The following is a 16640-nucleotide window of genomic DNA, read 5'->3' on the forward strand; positions in this document are numbered from 1 at the left end:
GCGGTCATCCAACAAAAAGCGGCTTCCAAGGAAGCCGCTTTTTTTATGCCCGTTGTCAGGATGAAGGTGAGGTTCAGGTGCCGAAATTCATCGGCAGTCCGACATAGTTCTCGGCCAGCGACACCGAAGCAGCGCGTGAGTTCACCAGGTAGTCCAGTTCGGCCTCCTGGATTTTCTGCCCGAATTCGCCGGTCTCGGGAAAGCGGTGCATCAGCGAGGTGAACCACCACGAGAAGCGCTCGGCCCGCCACACGCGGCGCAGGCAGCGGTCGGAGTAGGTGTCGATGCCCAGGGCGGATTTCTCTGTGTAGAACTCGGTGAGCGCAGTCCACAGGTAACCCACGTCGCTGGCCGCCAGGTTCAGGCCCTTGGCGCCCGTGGGCGGCACGATGTGGGCCGCGTCGCCCGCCAGGAACATGCGGCCAAACCGCATGGGCTCGGCCACAAAGCTGCGCAGCGGGGCAATGCTCATCTCCAGCGCCGGGCCGGTGACCAGATTGGCACGTGCCTCAGGGTCCAGGCGGTTGCCCAGCTCGGCCCAGAACTGGTCGATGGTCCAGTTCTCGATCTTGTCGGTGTTGGGCACCTGCACGTAGTAGCGGCTGCGGGTGGCGCTGCGCATGCTGCACAGCGCAAAGCCGCGCTCGGTGTTGGCGTAAATCAGTTCGTGCGAGACGGGCGGCACATCGGCCAGCACACCTAGCCAGCCAAAGGGGTAGACGCGTTCGTAAGTCTTGAGCAGGTCGGCCGGGGCGCTGGCGCGACACACGCCGTGGTAACCGTCGCAGCCTGCGATGAAGTCACAGGCCAGCTCGTGCGTCTGACCGTCCTTCTGGTAGGTCACGCGGGGGCTTTGGCCTTCGAAGTCGTGCACTTGCACGTTCTGCGCGTCGTACACGGTCGTCAAGCCTTCTGCCGCGCGCGCGTCCATCAGGTCGCGCGTCACTTCGGTCTGGCCGTACACCGTGACGCGGCTGCCGCCGGTCAGCTCGTGCAGGTCGATGCGGTGGCGCTGCCCCTTGAACAGCAGCTCGATGCCATCGTGGGGCAGCCCTTCGGCATGGGCACGGGCCCCGACACCGGCCTGGGCCAGCAGGTCCATGCTGACCTGCTCCAGCACGCCGGCACGGATGCGGCCCAGCACGTAGTCGGGGCTGCGCTGTTCGATGATGACGGCGTCAATGCCGGATTTGTAGAGCAACTGGCCGAGCAGCAGACCGGCGGGGCCTGCGCCGATGATGGCAACCTGGGTACGCATGGTGGACAACCTCACAAAGGCGTTAGAAAGCGGTAAAGGAACAGGGCCAAGCGTAGGTTGATCCATGTCAATTGAAGCCCGGCCCACGCCGCTATCGTGCGATTGATGGATCTGATGTGCGATCATCGCGCATCTTCCATAGCCTCGGCTCACCTCCAGTCTTCGACCAGGCGACCGACCCCAGGCGCCCCAGGCAAACCATGACCACCGTACCCATCGCCAAGGCAGATTTCATCGAAGGCATGGCCAAGGGCATGGCGGTGCTGGAGAGTTTTGACACCGAGCGCCAGCGGCTCAATGCCACGCTGGCTGCGCAGCGCACGGGTCTTACGCGCGCGGCGGCGCGGCGGCACCTGCTGACGCTGGCGCACCTGGGCTATCTGGAGACGGATGGCAGCTACTTCTGGCTGGCGCCCAAGGTGCTGCGGTTTTCAGGCAGCTACCTGGCCTCGGCCCGCCTGCCGCGTGTGCTGCAGCCCACGCTCAACCGGCTGGCGGCCCAGACGCAGCAGTCGTTTTCGGCCGTGGTGCTGGATGGCAGCGAGGTGGTGATCGTGGCGCGCAGCGGGGTGTATGGCGCGCCGTCGCGTGTGCTGGCCTATGGCCTGCACCTGGGCGCGCGGCTGCCGGCGCACCCCACGTCCACGGGGCGCGTGCTGCTGGCGGCACTGCCTCCTGCGCAACTCACTGCGTGGCTCAAGGCCTGCTCACTGCACCGCCTCACGCCCCACACCATCACCCAGGTCGGCCCGCTGCGGCAGGTGGTTGCCAAGGTGCGGCGCGATGACTATTGCCTGGCGGTGGAAGAGCACGAACTGGGCGTGCACGCGCTGGCCGTGCCCCTGCGCAATCTGCAGGGCGACACGGTGGCGGCGCTCAATGTGGTGGCGTCACCCAAGCAGGTGGATGAGAGCAGCCTGCAGCGCGACCTGCTCCCGCTGCTTCAGGAGGCCGCGCGCGAGTTGCGGGGGCTGCTGTAAGCCTGAGCTTATGCCGCAACAATGCGCCCCGTGCCCGCCGCACCCGCCAGCACCTTCAGGGATTTGTCGGTGCTGGCCGTGTAGTTGCGGCTGGTGATGGTGCTCACGTACACCCAGTCGGCGCGGCACTCCGTGGCGGTGGCAGTCAGCACCATGTAGCCACGGCGTGAGGTGTCGCAGTACTTCAGCGGCCCGATGAGCTGCTGCAGCGCACCGGCCAGTGTGGCGGGGTTTTCGTTCGGCAGGTATTCCTCAAACCCCGGCGAGCTGACGGACGAGGTGGCAAATTCCACACCCACGGCATTGCCGCTCATGTCCCGCAGCTCGTTGGCCCAGGCGTTGTGGGTGTCGCCCGACAGCACCACCAGGTTCTTGCCCAGGCTGCGTGAGGTGGCCAGCACCGTCTCGCGTGCCACCTGGTAGCCGTCCCAGGCGTCCAGGTTGTAGGGAATGGAGGGCTGCGCCAGGATGGCCTGCTCGGCCGGTGTGAGACTGGCGGGCGCTGTCTGCGCGCGTCCCACCAGGGCCGCGTACTGGCTGACGGTGACGCCTGCGCCGGGTTGCAGCGTTTCCATCAGGATGGGCGCTGGAATGTTCATGCGACCCATCAGTACCTGCTGCCCCAGCACCTGCCAGGTAGCGCTGGATGTGGCCATCTGCTGCTGAAGCCACTGTGTCTGCGTGGTGCCCAGCAGCTGGCGACTGGTGCTGCCCACGGCGGCGGTGAATGCGGCGGCGTCAAAGCCGGTGGCAGTGAAAAACTGGCCGTAGTCGAGCTGCTCATCACGTGCTACCACGCGGGTGTCGAGCATGTGCAGCGCCACCAGGTTGCCAAAAGCAAAGCTGCGGTAGATCAGCTCGGGCTGCGCGTTGCGGGTGGGCATCCACTCGTGGTACGCCTGCATGGCCGCGGCTTTGCGCGCGCTGAAACTGCCTTCGGTGGCGCTCTGGTGGTTTTCTGCGCCGTTGCTCCAGGTGTCGTTGGTGATCTCGTGGTCGTCCCACACGGCGATCATGGGGGCGGCTGCGTGCAGGTCCTGCAGGTCGGAGTCGGTTTTGTATTGGGCGTGGCGCTGGCGGTAGTCGGCAAGGCTCAGGATCTCGTGGGCAGGCTGCGACAGGCGCCCCAACGCGCCTGCGTTGGCCGACGCATATCCACCCCGGGCATATTCATAGACGTAGTCGCCCAGGTGGACGGTGGCATCCAGGTCATTGCGGCGGGCCGCGTCGGCATACACATTGAAGTAGCCGGCGGGGTAGTTGGCGCACGAAAACACGGCCAGCTTGACCTGCGCCACGCTGCCGGTGGGCAGGGTGCGCGTGCGGCCGGTGGCGGTGTGGGCAGCGTACGCACGAAAGCGGTAGTAGTACGCAGTGGCCGCCTTGAGCCCGGTGGCATCGACCTTGACGGTGAAGTCCTTGCTGGCCAGCGCCGTGGTCTTGCCTTGGGCAGCGATGGAGGTGAAGTTGCTGTCTGTGGCAAGTTCCCATTCGACAGGGATATCGCTGGTGTGGCCAGCGGGTGGGGTCACCCGTGTCCACAGCATCACGCGGTCGGCCAGCGGGTCGCCGCTGGCGATGCCGTGTGCAAACTGCACGGCAGGCGCATCGTCATCGCCGCCGCCGCAGGCCGCCAGCGGCAGGGTGCCCAGCGCGGCTGCAGCGATGCCGAGCTGGCGCACGAAGCGCCGCCGCCCGGCATCGGCCTGCGCAGCGTCGCGGAAAGGGTGGGAGGTAGAGACGAGGGGTTTGTGTGCCATGGCGCGGGTGGTGTGGGGTAAAACACCCGAGCCTGCCCGCATTGCATGACGGCCGCGTGAAGCGAGGGCGCTGCGCCCTCTGCTACAAAAAAATATCAATAAAAAAAGCCTTTAGCGCTTGTTGGTAAAGCGCTGGCAGCTATTATTTTGATAGTCCTTTGAACACTTCGCGCGCGGCAGCCACGGTGGCGGCAATGTCTTCGGGTGTGTGGGCGGCGCTGACAAAACCGGCCTCGTACAGCGCAGGTGCAATATAGATACCGCGATCAAGCAGGCCGTGGAACAGCTGGTTGAAGCGCGCGCTGTCGGTCTTGAGCACCTGGGCGTAGTTTTGGGGCAGCTCGGGCATCAGGAAGAAGCCGAACATGCCGCCTTCGCTGTCGGTGCTGAAGGGCACGCCTTCAGCCGCCGCCGCAGCGGCGAGGCCATCAACCAGGGAGCGTGTGGTGGCCGACAGTGCGTCGAAGAAGCCCGGCTTCTTGATCTCGCGCAGCGTGGCCAGCCCGCAGGCCGTGGCCACCGGGTTACCCGACAGCGTGCCCGCCTGGTACACGGCGCCCAACGGTGCGAGGTTTTCCATGATGGCGCGCGGGCCACCAAAGGCTGCCAGCGGCATACCACCGCCAATGACCTTGCCCAGCACCGTGATGTCGGGTTTGAAGCCTGGGATGCTCTTGGCGTACACGCTCTGCGCGCTGCCCAGGGCCACACGGAAGCCCGTCATCACCTCATCCAGCACCAGCAGCGCACCGTATTCAGTGCACAGCTCGCGGCAGCGCTTCATGAACGGCACGCTGGCGCGCACCAAGTTCATGTTGCCCGCGATGGGCTCGATCATCACGCAGGCCAGTTCCTTGCCGTGCAGGGCAAAGGCCTCTTCGAGCTGAGCGACGTTGTTGTATTCGAGCACCAGGGTGTGCTGCACCACCTCGGGCGGCACGCCCGCGCTGGTGGCGTTGCCAAACGTGGCCAGGCCCGATCCGGCCTTGACCAGCAGCGAATCGGCATGGCCGTGGTAGCAGCCTTCGAACTTGATGAACTTGCTGCGGCCTGTGGCGCCACGGGCCAGGCGGATCGCGCTCATGCCCGCTTCGGTACCCGAGCTGACGAGGCGGATCATCTCCATCGACGGCACGAGGCTCAGGATTTCCTCGGCCAGCTCCACCTCGCGTTCGGTCGGTGCGCCAAAGCTGAAGCCTTCGAGCGCTGCGCTCTGCACGGCTTCGAGCACAGCGGGGTGGCCGTGGCCCAGGATCATCGGGCCCCAGGAGCCGATGTAGTCGATGAAACGCTGGTCGTTGGCGTCCCAGAAGTAGGCGCCTTTGGCGCGCTTCACAAAACGCGGCGTGCCGCCCACGGCCTTGAAAGCCCGCACGGGCGAATTCACGCCGCCGGGGATCAGCGCTTTGGCGCGTTCGAACAGGGGGATGTTGAGATCAGTGCTTGGTGTCATGGGGGGGCATCACAAAGCCTTCGAGGGCCTGTGCTTCGTCAATCGGGAGTTCTTCTTCGTCACCATCGGCCTCGTCATCGTCGGGCTGGGCCCAGAACATGCGGTCGGGCACGATGTGCCCCATGCCGGGGCGAAAGCCGGCATCCAGGCAGCGGTCGAGGTAGCCCAGAGCTTCGCTGGTGGCTTCGCCCAGGTCGTTGCCGCTGGCCACCAGGGCCGTGAGGGCCGCCGACAAGGTATCGCCGGCGCCGGAGAAGGTGGCGTCGAACAGTTCGAACTTGCCACTGCCCAGCACGGTCTGGGGGGAGGCCAGCACGTTCTCGACAAACTGCTCGGGCAGGGGAATGCCGGTGACCAGGGTATAGGGCACGCCCATTTCGGAGGCGGCCCGGGCAATGTCGCGGGCTGTGGGGCTGCGGTCGCTGGTCCAGTCGGGCAACAGCCAGCGCCACAGGGTGCTGTGGTTTCCAACCAACACCGAGGTCTGCGGTAACAACAATTCGCGGAAGGCATCCAGGTACTCGTCGATCAGCTCATCGCGCCACCAGGACAGGTTGGGCATGTACGCTATCACCGGGACTTCATCATAGTCTGTGGTTATCTCGGCGATGGTGCTGATGTTCTCCGGACTGCCCACGAAACCGACCTTGATGGCCTGGACCGGCAGGTCTTCCAGCACGGCCCGGGCCTGCTCGGCCACCGCCTCGTCGTCAAAGCTGAAGTGGTCGAAAATCTGCGCCGTGTCGCGGGCATAGGCGCCTGTGACCACGGCAATCGGATGCCCGCCCACGGAGGCAATGGTGGTGATGTCGGCTGTCAGTCCGCCAGCGCCGCTGGGGTCGCTGGCATTGAAGACGAGCACGCATGCAGGGCTTGCGTCCTCCAAACCGTCATCTTCAATATCTATGCTTTCAGGGGGGGGAGGGGATGCTTTGATGGTCATGGACCAGATCCTGCTTGAGGGGTGGCACCGAAGCCGCAGCCCACGGAGATGACTAGATACAATCGTTGCATTCTATGTGAAGGCCCTTTAAGCTGTGATCGACTCTAAAACTTGGATGTGTTTGATTTGCGGTTGGATTTATGACGAAGCAGAGGGTTCACCTGAGCACGGCATTGCACCCAATACACCATGGGATCAGGTTCCGATGAACTGGACCTGCCCCGAGTGTGGGGCCCGCAAGGAAGACTTCGAGATGGTTCAGATTTGAGGCGCACCAGCATCATGTGCTGCTGCGTTGTTTTTTTCTCCATCAGGAGCAGTAACAATTGACTACAACAGGCGCATCTTTCAAAGTGCTCGTGGTGGATGACAGCAACACCATCCGTCGAAGCGCCGAGATTTTTCTCAAGCAGGGGGGGCACGAAGTCTTGTTGGCCGACGACGGCTTTGATGCTTTGGCCAAAGTCAATGATTACCAGCCTCAGCTGATTTTCTGCGACATCCTCATGCCCAAGCTCGACGGGTACCAGACCTGCGCCATCATCAAGCGCAATGCCCGTTTTGCAGATACTCCGGTGGTGATGCTGTCCTCCAAGGATGGTGTATTCGACAAAGCGCGCGGGCGCATGGTTGGCTGCCAAGAATATCTCACCAAACCGTTTACCAAAGACCAGTTGCTGCAAGCCGTGCAGCAATTTGGCAATGCCCAACAAGGAGCGATGTAATGCCCATCCAGAAAGTATTGGTCGTCGACGACTCGAAGACCGAGTTGATGTTTTTGACCGACCTGCTTCAGAAAAAAGGCATGCAGGTACGCACCGCAGAAAATGCCGATGAGGCTTTCCGCCGTCTGGCGGAGGAAAAGCCCGACCTGATCCTCATGGACGTTGTCATGCCCGGCCAAAACGGCTTCCAGCTCACACGTGCCATCACCCGCGACCCGCTGTACGCCGATGTGCCCATCATCATGTGCACCAGCAAGAACCAGGAAACGGATCGCGTCTGGGGGATGCGGCAGGGTGCGCGCGGCTATATCACCAAGCCCGTGGATCCCGCTGAACTGCAGGCCAAAATTGACGCTCTGAACTAAGGCTGCGGCGCGTTCATGGCCAACCGCGAAGCCCTGCGAGAGCTCCAGACCCGACTTGCCAGCCGCCTTCAGGCTGCAAGAACCGAAGGGTCCTCTGTTTCATCCTGGCTGGCTGTCGAGTCGGCCGGGAGTTTTTACTTGCTGCCACTGGGTCAGTCGGGGGAGATCTTTCCCTGGGTCTCGATCCAGGCGGTGCCCTACACCCAGCGGTGGTTTCTGGGTGTGGCCAACCTGCGCGGCGGACTGGTCGGCGTGGTGGATCTGGCAGGCCTTCTGGGCTCAGCCGCTCCGCGCACGGAGCAGGCCTTGTCGGAAGCCAGCCTGCTGGCCTTCAATGCCGCCCTGGAGGTCAATGCAGCGTTGCTGGTGGATCGCCTTGCGGGCCTGCGTGGGACCGATGCATTTATGTCTTCTGAGCCGCCCGCCGAGGATTCGCCCGCGTTCTTTGGCACCACCTATATCGATTCCAGCGGCACACGCTGGCAGGAGCTGAACTTGCAGATCCTGTCCCAACATCCCGCTTTCCTGAGCATCAGTGCTTGAGTTTTTCTGTAAGGCTGCACCATGTCCGTCGTCAATCAATTTGGAAAACTGTTCAACCGGAAACCTGCCACGCCGGAAACCGGCGCGACTGCCGGCGCCGCCGACGACGGGCAGGATCTTCTTGCCACGGGTTCGCTGGATGGTGCGCAGCTGCGCGACACCTACCAGGCTGAAGCGATGAACAGCGTGCAGGGCGATCCAGATGGTTATTCGCCGGAACTGGCCGCATCGGACGCAGAGGAAGACCTGATCGCACTGCCGGTGCTGGGGCGTGCCACGGCCGCCGCTCACCAGCGTCGATTGCTCGCGCTGCTTGGTATCGGTGTGGCGGTTCTCGCGTTGATTGCCTTCTGGGTGCTGCAGCAGGCAGACCGATCAGCTCAGCAGCTTGCGGCTACCGGCCAATCCCTGATGCAATCACAGCGTCTCGCCAAGTCCGTATCTCAGGCCCTGGTGGGTAGTCCCCAGGCCTTCCCGGACGTGGTGGAAAGCTCCGGCGTGCTGGCGCGCAATGTGCGTGCCCTCAACGCGGGTGATGGCGAACTTGGCGTGGAATCCCTGGGCGAGCCCTACAAGCCCGATCTGGACGCCGTGAACCCGCTCATGGAACGTGCCGAGCGCAATGCCAGCGTGGTGATGGGACAGCAGAAGATCCTGACCCAGGTGGGCGACGCTCTGCGCACCATCAACCGCCAGTCCTCGGACCTGCTCGAAATCGCAGAAACTGTGTCGTCCCTGAAGCTGCAGCAAAACGCCCCCGCTGCCGAGATTTCTGCGGCTGGCCAGCTGGTGATGTTGACCCAGCGTATCGGCAAGTCCGCCAACGAATTCCAGACCATGGAAGGCGTGAGTCCTGAGGCTGTGTTCCTGCTGGGCAAGGACTTGAATTCGTTCAAGGAAATCGCCCAAGGCCTGCTGGACGGCAGCCCGGAACTGCGTCTGGCTGCCACCAAGGATGCCCAGACCCGCGAACAGCTGGAAGCTCTGGTGAAGCTCTATGAGCAGACCCGCACCCAGGCCAGCGCCATTCTGGGCAACCTGCAAGGTCTGGTGTCGGCCCGTGAAGCGCAGTCCGCCATCATTGCTGACAGTGAGCCTCTGCGCCGTCAGCTCGAAGGACTGCAAACCAAACTGTCGGCCCAGACGGGTGTGGGTGGCGGCCAACTGGCAGCTCTTGCGCTTGCTGGTTTGTTTGTGATCTTTTGCGGTGTGGGCATTTCTCGTGTTCAGCTGCTCGACAGCCGTGGCCGCCAGGCGGCTGCTGAAATGCAGCAGAAGGACGCCAAGCGCCAGGAGCAAGAAGCCAAGCGCGTCAACGACGCCAACCAGGCTGCCATTTTGCGTTTGATGAACGAACTGCAATCGGTCGCTGAGGGTGACTTGACGCAAGAAGCCACGGTGACGGAAGACATCACGGGCGCCATTGCCGACTCGGTGAACTACACGGTGGAAGAGTTGCGCCAACTGGTAGGCAGCGTGCAGAACACGGCGACCCGCGTGGCACAAACGACGGCGCAGGTGGACAACACCTCCACCGAACTGCTGGCAGCATCGACCGAGCAACTGCGCGAAATTCGCGAAACCGGCCGCTCGGTGCTTGACATGGCGACCCGCATTAACGAGGTGTCCACACAGGCGCAAGAATCCGCCACGGTGGCCCGCCAGTCGCTGCAAGCGGCTGACTCCGGTCTGCAGGCCGTGCAAAACGCCATCGGCGGTATGAACTCCATCCGTGACCAGATCCAGGACACATCCAAGCGCATCAAGCGACTGGGCGAATCGTCGCAGGAGATCGGTGAAATCACGGAGCTGATCTCTGACATTACCGAACAGACGAACGTGCTGGCCCTGAACGCAGCCATTCAGGCCGCATCCGCTGGTGAAGCCGGTCGTGGCTTCTCGGTGGTGGCGGAAGAAGTGCAGCGACTGGCCGAACGTTCCGCTGATGCGACGCGCCAGATTTCTGCGCTGGTGAAGGCGATTCAGACCGACACCCAGGATGCCGTGGCCGCTATGGAGCGTTCCACGCAGGGTGTGGTGGAAGGGGCCCGCCTGTCTGACAGCGCCGGTACCGCGCTGACCGAGATTGACCGCGTGTCGCGTCGCCTCGCCGAACTGATTGAGCAGATTTCGTCTTCAACTTCGCGGGAAGCCGTTTTGGCCAACGAAGTGGCCGACAACATCCAGCACATTTTTGCGGTGACCGAGCAGACGGGTGAAGGTACCCGTACCACAGCGCAGCAGGTGCGCGAGCTGTCGCACATGGCTGAGGAACTGCGCCAATCGGTGGCACGGTTCAAGATTGCCTGACGCTGTAGTCATCAACCAGCTGGCTCATAGCAGCCGGGGACGAATCCATGTCATCTATTGATGTCAACAATGCACCGGCCGCGGATGGGACCCAGGGGGATCAGGACCTGGGTCCTTTGGCGTGGGTGCTTGACGAACTGCGCAAATCTCTGGATGGCGCTGTCAAGGCCATGCGCCGTTTTGTGCGAGATGCAGAAGCCGCACGCGAGTCGGATCTTGCAGCGCTGGACGCAGGCCCACTGCGCATCGCTCGCCAGCAGTTGCACCAAGCGTGTGGTGCGCTGGAAATGGTGGGCATGGGCCCTCCAGCTTTGGTCCTGCGCGCCATGGAGTCGGCAGTCCAGAAGTTCGTTCAACGGCCTGAGACCTGCAGCGACGATGCTGCCGCAGTGATTGAGCGTGCGAGCTTTGCGCTCATCGAATACCTGGAAACCGTTCTGGCTGGCAAGGCCGCGTCGCCTGTCGCGTTGTTTCCCCAGTACCGCGATGCCCAGGCCCTGGCAGGTGCAGACCGTGTCCATCCGGCCGATCTGTGGCCCGTGGAACGCCGGTTTCGCGAGCCCGAGGGGGCTGTTGCAGCCACGCCGCTGCCCTACGGGCCTGAGGCGCGTGCTCGCCTGGATGCGGCAGTTCTAAGAATCGTCAAATCCGGCGATCTCAGGGCTTCGTTGAGTTTGCGGGATACCTGCCTGGGATTTGTGGCATCCCAGCAAGACCGCCAGTCCCGCGCTTTCTGGAAGATATGCGCGGGCTTTTTTGAGGCTTTCGGCTCCGGCCTTTTGCCTGCGGACGTCTACGTCAAGCGTGTGGCATCCCGCGTGCTGATGCAGTACTCCACCCTTGCCAAGGGTGACACGACGATTGCAGACCGCTTGGTTCAGGATCTGCTGTTCTTCTGTTCGCAGGCCAAGCCAGCCGAATCCAATGACAGTGCGGCTCCGTCTTTGCAGGCGGTCCGGCAGGCTTTTGCCCTTGATCGGTTCAAGCCGGTGGACTATGAAGCAGCCCGTTTTGGCAGGTTTGATCCTGCCATGCTGGCGCAGGCACGCAAGCGAATAGCTGCTGCCACGGAAACCTGGTCTGCCCTGGCGGGCGGCGACCGCAACAAGCTCAAGCCGGCGGCGGACCAATTCAGTCTGGTCTGCGACTCGCTGCGCAAGCTGCACCCCGGTAGCGAAAGCCTCGCTCAGGCGCTGACCCGCGCGCTGGAATCCACCACCCGCTCGGGTGAACCTCCTTCGGCCGCGCTGGCCATGGAAGTAGCTACCTCGGTCTTGTATCTGCAAGCAGCCTTTGAAGAGCTGGATGCGGACGGCAATCAGATGGAAATCCGCGCGGGCCGACTGGCAGAGCGCCTGGATGCGGTGGGGGCGGGCGCTGAGCCAGAACCTCTCGAGCAATGGATGGAAGAGCTGTACCGCAGGGTCAGCGACAACCAGACCATGGGCAGTGTGGTGGACGAATTGCGCTCCACGCTCGGCGAGGCGGAAAAGGCGCTGGACCAGTTCTTCCGCAGCCCGCAGGACACTGCAGTCCTGGCAACCGTACCGGGGCATCTTGCCCAAATGCGCGGCGTGCTGTCGGTGCTGGGGCTGGACCAGGCATCGCTCGCCGTGGTTCGCATGCGCGACATGGTGGAGCGTTTGCTCATCAATGAAGTCCCGGAGTCAGACCGCCAGGGCGTGTTCGAGAAACTGGGCAACAGCTTGGGCGCCCTGGGCTTCCTGATCGACATGCTCAGCTACCAGCGCACCATGGCGCGCAAGCTGTTTGTGTATGACGAGGAACTGGGCGAGTTGCGCATTCTCACGGGCAAGAGTCGGCCGCGTGCCTCGGATGCCTTGGAAGAGACTCCTGCCAAGCTGGAGGAGCGGTCGGCCGTTCCCCTGCCTGACGTGGTGCCGCGTTTTCCTGTGCAGGAGCCGCTCAGCGAGCCGACCGATTTCGGTTCGCTGCCTTCGTTGCCGGACATGCCCGCAGCGACCGCCGCTGAGCCATTGGCTCCCGTAGAGGCGGATTCGCTGGCCCCTGATATTTCGTTCGATCTGCCCGCTGTGGCGGGCAGCGAGCCGGCGCCCTTGCCCCTGGCTGCGGCAGCGCCCGCACCAGCCCCTGCGCAGGTGCCTGAGGTCGAGGACGAATTGCTGGAGGTCTTCCTGGAAGAGGCGCGCGAGGTGGTAGTCAATGGTCTGGCTGCGATCGAGGTGCTGAAGGACGATCCGGGCAACCTGAGTGAGCAGACCACACTGCGGCGTGCCTTTCACACGCTCAAGGGCAGTTCGCGGATGGTGGGGCTGAACGATTTTGGTGAGGCCGCCTGGTCGATGGAGCAGTTGCTCAATGCCTGGCTGGCTGAGCAAAAGCCCATGCACCCTGGTTTGCTGCAGCTTTCTTCCGACGCGTTGCGGGCCTTCAGCCGCTGGGCGGACGACATTGCGGCGGGCCAAGCCTCTGGCTGGCAACCGGACGCGTTCCGGCAATCTGCGGATGCCATGCGCCTGGATGGAACCCTGTTGCCGCTGGTGTTGCCGTCTGCCGACGGAGAAGCCCCGGTCCTGGCTGAAGTGGCACTTGAGCCTGAGGTGGCTGTGCTGGATGACCTGCCTCCTGAGGTGCCCGCGCCAACAAGTGCAGAAGTTCCGAAGGTCGCAGAAGAAGAGCTGGCGATGCCGGACTTCGAAGCCACTGAAATTTTCGACCATGTGCCCGAACTGCCGGCAGAGGCGATCGCTCCAGCCCCCGAGGTGGCCGAGGAGATCGATTTCTCCGTGTTCGCCGCTGCGCTCAATGAGGCGCCTGCTGCTCCTGAAGCTATCGCCCCCTCCAGTGTCGACTTTGTTCTGGATCTCGAACTCCCAGACCTGGAACCTGTCGCGACCGCTCCCGAGGTGGAGGCTCTTTCGCAGGCACCCGTGGTGCCCGACGAACCTGCAGTGGATGGGGCCTTTGTTCTGCCTGTCGAGTCGCTCGATGACATCGAATCCCATGAAGTGCCGAGCGAGACAGAGCCCGAGCATCAGCTGTCGGGTGCCGATGGGTCGGAATCTGTGGGTCAGGTTGTACCCGCCGAAGTCATAGAAGCCGCAGAGGCTGTGGCCTTTGAGGCTTCCTCTGAAGTGCCGCAGGCCATCGAAGCCGTGCCGCAGGAGCCGGAAGACAGCGCCAGCGATGAAGCGGTGAAGGTCATTGACACCCTGCGCATTGGCATCCCGCTCTATAACGTTTATCTGAACGAGGCCGACGAGTGGTCGCGCCGATTGGTGACCTGCCTGCAGGAATGGTCGCTAGAGCTGCACGAACCTCTGCCCGATATGGCCGTGGCATTGGCGCACTCGTTGGCGGGCAGCTCGGCCACGGTGGGGTTCAATGCCCTGTCAGAGATGGCCAGGGTGCTCGAACACGCGCTTCAACACGTGACGCTGCAGTCTGGCGGCACACAGGAGCAGGCCCAGGCCTTCATGGCAGCGGCGGAAGACATCCGTCGTTTGCTGCACCAGTTTGCGGCAGGTTTCCTCAAGGAACCAAGTCAGGAGGTGCTGGAGCAGCTGCGCCAGATCCTGCAAACCGAGGTGGACAACACCTTGTCACCGCCTGAAGAGGAGGCTGCAGACGAGTTGTTGTCGGTGCAGGACCAGACTGCTCCGGTGGAAGCAGAAGTGGTGCAGCCACTGCCACCTGCCGAACCCGAGCCGGACCTGCAAGCCATGCCGGAGCCTGCGGCTGTTGTGGGCCCCAAAGGGCATGTGGCCCCTGCTTTGTCGGCCGTCATCCACGACCACGATCAGCGTATTGATGATGCGATCGCCCATGCTGTGGCGCTTGGCTCGGATGTGGACGACGATATCGATGCGATTGACGTTATCGACCCGGATCTGTTCCCGATCTTTGAGGAAGAGGCTGCCGAGCTGTTGCCACAGCTTGGTGGTGCGCTGCGCCAATGGGCCTCGCGTCCCGACAACCTTGGTGCCCGCAGTGAAGTGCTGCGTGCGTTGCACACCCTCAAGGGAAGTTCGCGCTTGGCAGGTGCCATGCGCCTTGGTGAGATGGCCCACCGGCTGGAATCCGCCATCGAGCAGCTTGACGCTGAGACGGTGACATCCGATCAAATCGAGCCTTTGCAGGGTAGTTTTGACGGCATCCAGGCGAACTTTGATGCGCTGCGTGCGATTGGCCAGGGGCCCGCCGATACGGTGGTTTCTCTGCCCGTTGAAACACCGCGCAGCCAGCCTGAAGCCTCCGAGGCCCCATCAGCTCCAGTGCCAGCAGCAGCACCCGCGTCTGCCGTGTCCTCTGCTCCAGCGGTGCGCCTGCCTGGTCCTTCGCAGCTCGCGCCTTTGCGTGTTGCTGCTAACCAGTCGGTGCGTGTGCGTGCCCAGTTGCTGGACCGGTTGGTCAATCAGGCGGGTGAGGTGATGATCAGCCGCTCGCGCCTGGATGTGCGGCTGGGTCAGTTCCGCAGCTCGCTGACTGACCTGTCGGGCAATTTGGACCGTCTGCGCCAGCAATTGCGGGACATCGAGCTGCAAGCTGAGTCGCAGATGCAGTCTCGCCTGGCCCTGTCGAAGGACTCGGCGGCGGGCTTTGATCCGCTGGAGTTTGACCGCTTTACCCGTGTGCAGGAGCTCACACGCATGATGGCCGAGTCGGTGAACGACGTGGCCACCGTGCAGCGCAACCTGCAGCGCGCGATGGAAGGTGCGGAAGACGACCTGATTGCCCAAGGCCGCCAGGCGCGGGAGCTGCAGCGCGACTTGCTGCGCACCCGCATGGTGGAGTTCGAAGGCATTGCTGAACGTCTGTATGCCGTGGTGCGCCAGGCCTCCAAGGAAACCAACAAGCAGATCAAGCTCGACATCACCGGCGGCTCCATTGAGATGGACCGTGGTGTGCTGGACCGCATGACCCCCGCGTTCGAGCATCTGTTGCGCAACTGCGTGGCCCATGGCATTGAAGATCCGCAGGTGCGCACGGCCGCAGGCAAGCCTGCATCGGGCACGATCACTGTGGAGTTGCACCACGAAGGCAACGACGTGTCGGTGGAGTTCCGGGATGACGGTGCCGGACTGAACTTGCCCCGCATCCGTGAAAAGGCGTTGGCGCAGGGCATTGTGGCGCCCGATACCGAGTTGAGCGATGCCGAAGCTGCCAACCTGATTTTCATGCCCGGGTTCTCCACGGCTTCCGAGGTGACCGGCTTGGCAGGGCGTGGTATTGGCATGGACGTGGTGCGTGCCGAGATCAATGCACTGGGCGGTCGGATCGAGACCTCGACAGAAGCTGGCAAGGGCGCGGCCTTCCGCATGGTCCTTCCCTTGACCACGGCGGTGACGCAGGTGGTGATGCTGCGCGCGGGTGACCTCGCGATCGGCGTGCCGGCCAACGTGGTCGAGATCGTTCGGCGCACGTCTGCGGCAGACCTGGAGGTTGCATACCGCACGGGCCATTTTGATGACGGCATGGAGCAACTGCCTTTCTTCTGGGCTGGAGCGCTCCTGCAGGCTTCTTCCCGCAGCAACGAGCCTGCTGGAAAGACGCGCCCTGTGGTGATCTTCCGCAGCGCATCGCAGCGCATCGCCATGCACGTGGACGAAGTTCTGGGCAACCAGGAAGTCGTGGTGAAGAACCTGGGTCCGCAGCTGTCCCGTTTGCCTGGCTTGGCCGGCATGTCGGTGCTGGCATCGGGTGCTGTGGTGCTGATCTACAACCCCGTGGCGCTGGCGACGGTGTATGGCGACCAGGTGCGTGCCGCCAGCGCCGGTCTGCCTTCAGTGCTGGAGGCCGATGGCTCTTCGGGTGCGGGCAAGTCGGTCGTCTCGCCCCAATTGGCGGGCCCCAGCCAAGTGCCTCTGGTTCTGGTGGTGGACGATTCGATCACGGTGCGCCGGGTTACGCAGCGTTTGCTGCAGCGCGAAGGCTACCGTGTGGCGCTCGCGGCCGATGGCTTGCAAGCGCTGGAGCGTCTGCAGGAAGAGCGCCCCACCGTTGTGCTGTCCGACATCGAAATGCCACGCATGGACGGGTTCGACCTGGCGCGGAACATCCGTGCAGACGGTGCGCTGCGCGATCTGCCCATCATCATGATCACGTCGCGCATCGCTGAAAAGCACCGCGAGCATGCGATGGAGCTGGGCGTTAACCATTACCTGGGCAAGCCTTACTCCGACGAAGAACTGCTGAGCCTCATTCAGCACTACGCCCGCATCGCGGCAACCGCAGAGGCCTAGACAGCATGCATGTGCACCACAGGTCTGCCTTGAACCGGCGGGCCTGTGGCCTGCCAATATGCCTGTTGGTGCGGGCCTT

Annotated in this window: 11 protein-coding genes; 7 read left to right on the forward strand and 4 right to left on the reverse strand. The window is 63.3% G+C overall.

Annotation, left to right across the window (positions count from 1 at the left end):
* Positions 1-73: 73 nt before the first annotated feature.
* Positions 74-1258: a 4-hydroxybenzoate 3-monooxygenase gene (gene pobA / locus KW832_RS24035; protein WP_218301738.1), complete on the reverse strand. Its 1185-nt coding sequence runs from the start codon at positions 1256-1258 to the stop codon at positions 74-76.
* A 200-nt stretch (positions 1259-1458) separates the two neighbouring features.
* On the opposite strand from pobA, the gene KW832_RS24040 reads away from it, so the two are divergent.
* Positions 1459-2238, forward strand: a complete 780-nt coding sequence (locus KW832_RS24040) for an IclR family transcriptional regulator C-terminal domain-containing protein (protein ID WP_218301739.1) — start codon at positions 1459-1461, stop codon at positions 2236-2238.
* Between the two features lie 8 nt (positions 2239-2246).
* On the opposite strand, the gene KW832_RS24045 is transcribed toward KW832_RS24040, so the two are convergent.
* The 3 genes from KW832_RS24045 to KW832_RS24055 form a co-directional block, all read right to left on the reverse strand.
* Complete coding sequence (locus KW832_RS24045; RefSeq protein ID WP_218301740.1) at positions 2247-3998, reverse strand: alkaline phosphatase; 1752 nt, start codon at positions 3996-3998, stop codon at positions 2247-2249.
* A 142-nt stretch (positions 3999-4140) separates the two neighbouring features.
* Positions 4141-5451 (reverse strand): glutamate-1-semialdehyde 2,1-aminomutase, encoded by a 1311-nt coding sequence (gene hemL, locus KW832_RS24050; RefSeq protein WP_218301741.1) that lies wholly within the window; start codon positions 5449-5451, stop codon positions 4141-4143.
* Positions 5435-6394, reverse strand: a complete 960-nt coding sequence (locus tag KW832_RS24055; protein ID WP_218301742.1) for a bifunctional hydroxymethylpyrimidine kinase/phosphomethylpyrimidine kinase — start codon at positions 6392-6394, stop codon at positions 5435-5437. The genes hemL and KW832_RS24055 overlap by 17 nt, the downstream gene beginning before the upstream one ends.
* 94 nt (positions 6395-6488) lie before the next feature.
* Between KW832_RS24055 and KW832_RS24060 the strand changes: the two genes are divergently transcribed.
* The 6 genes from KW832_RS24060 to KW832_RS24085 are packed head-to-tail and all read left to right on the forward strand — an operon-like array spanning position 6489 to position 16561.
* A complete protein-coding gene (locus KW832_RS24060; protein WP_008903269.1) occupies positions 6489-6662 on the forward strand; it encodes a rubredoxin in 174 nt (57 codons plus the stop codon).
* Between the two features lie 58 nt (positions 6663-6720).
* Entirely contained in the window at positions 6721-7119 is a 399-nt protein-coding gene (locus tag KW832_RS24065; protein ID WP_034692846.1) for a PleD family two-component system response regulator, read from the forward strand.
* Positions 7119-7484 (forward strand): PleD family two-component system response regulator, encoded by a 366-nt coding sequence (locus tag KW832_RS24070; protein WP_010459520.1) that lies wholly within the window; start codon positions 7119-7121, stop codon positions 7482-7484. The genes KW832_RS24065 and KW832_RS24070 overlap by 1 nt, the downstream gene beginning before the upstream one ends.
* Positions 7485-7499: 15 nt before the next feature.
* Positions 7500-8027, forward strand: coding sequence for a chemotaxis protein CheW (locus KW832_RS24075; protein WP_218301743.1), 528 nt, complete (start codon positions 7500-7502; stop codon positions 8025-8027).
* A gap of 21 nt (positions 8028-8048) precedes the next feature.
* Entirely contained in the window at positions 8049-10337 is a 2289-nt protein-coding gene (locus KW832_RS24080) for a methyl-accepting chemotaxis protein (RefSeq protein ID WP_055393361.1), read from the forward strand.
* A gap of 47 nt (positions 10338-10384) precedes the next feature.
* Complete coding sequence (locus KW832_RS24085; protein WP_218301744.1) at positions 10385-16561, forward strand: Hpt domain-containing protein; 6177 nt, start codon at positions 10385-10387, stop codon at positions 16559-16561.
* Positions 16562-16640 lie beyond the last annotated feature (79 nt).

Source organism: Acidovorax sp. sif0632, assembly GCF_019218805.1.
Taxonomy (GTDB): Bacteria; Pseudomonadota; Gammaproteobacteria; order Burkholderiales; family Burkholderiaceae_C; genus Acidovorax; species Acidovorax facilis.

Bases quoted from the DNA above. Each gene is read 5' to 3' on its own strand.
- pobA (WP_218301738.1), bottom strand. From the start codon at position 1,258: ATGCGTACCCAGGTTGCCATCATCGGCGCAGGCCCCGCCGGTCTGCTG.
- KW832_RS24040 (WP_218301739.1), top strand. From the start codon at position 1,459: ATGACCACCGTACCCATCGCCAAGGCAGATTTCATCGAAGGCATGGCC.
- KW832_RS24045 (WP_218301740.1), bottom strand. From the start codon at position 3,998: ATGGCACACAAACCCCTCGTCTCTACCTCCCACCCTTTCCGCGACGCT.
- hemL (WP_218301741.1), bottom strand. From the start codon at position 5,451: ATGACACCAAGCACTGATCTCAACATCCCCCTGTTCGAACGCGCCAAA.
- KW832_RS24055 (WP_218301742.1), bottom strand. From the start codon at position 6,394: ATGACCATCAAAGCATCCCCTCCCCCCCCTGAAAGCATAGATATTGAA.
- KW832_RS24070 (WP_010459520.1), top strand. From the start codon at position 7,119: ATGCCCATCCAGAAAGTATTGGTCGTCGACGACTCGAAGACCGAGTTG.
- KW832_RS24075 (WP_218301743.1), top strand. From the start codon at position 7,500: ATGGCCAACCGCGAAGCCCTGCGAGAGCTCCAGACCCGACTTGCCAGC.
- KW832_RS24080 (WP_055393361.1), top strand. From the start codon at position 8,049: ATGTCCGTCGTCAATCAATTTGGAAAACTGTTCAACCGGAAACCTGCC.
- KW832_RS24085 (WP_218301744.1), top strand. From the start codon at position 10,385: ATGTCATCTATTGATGTCAACAATGCACCGGCCGCGGATGGGACCCAG.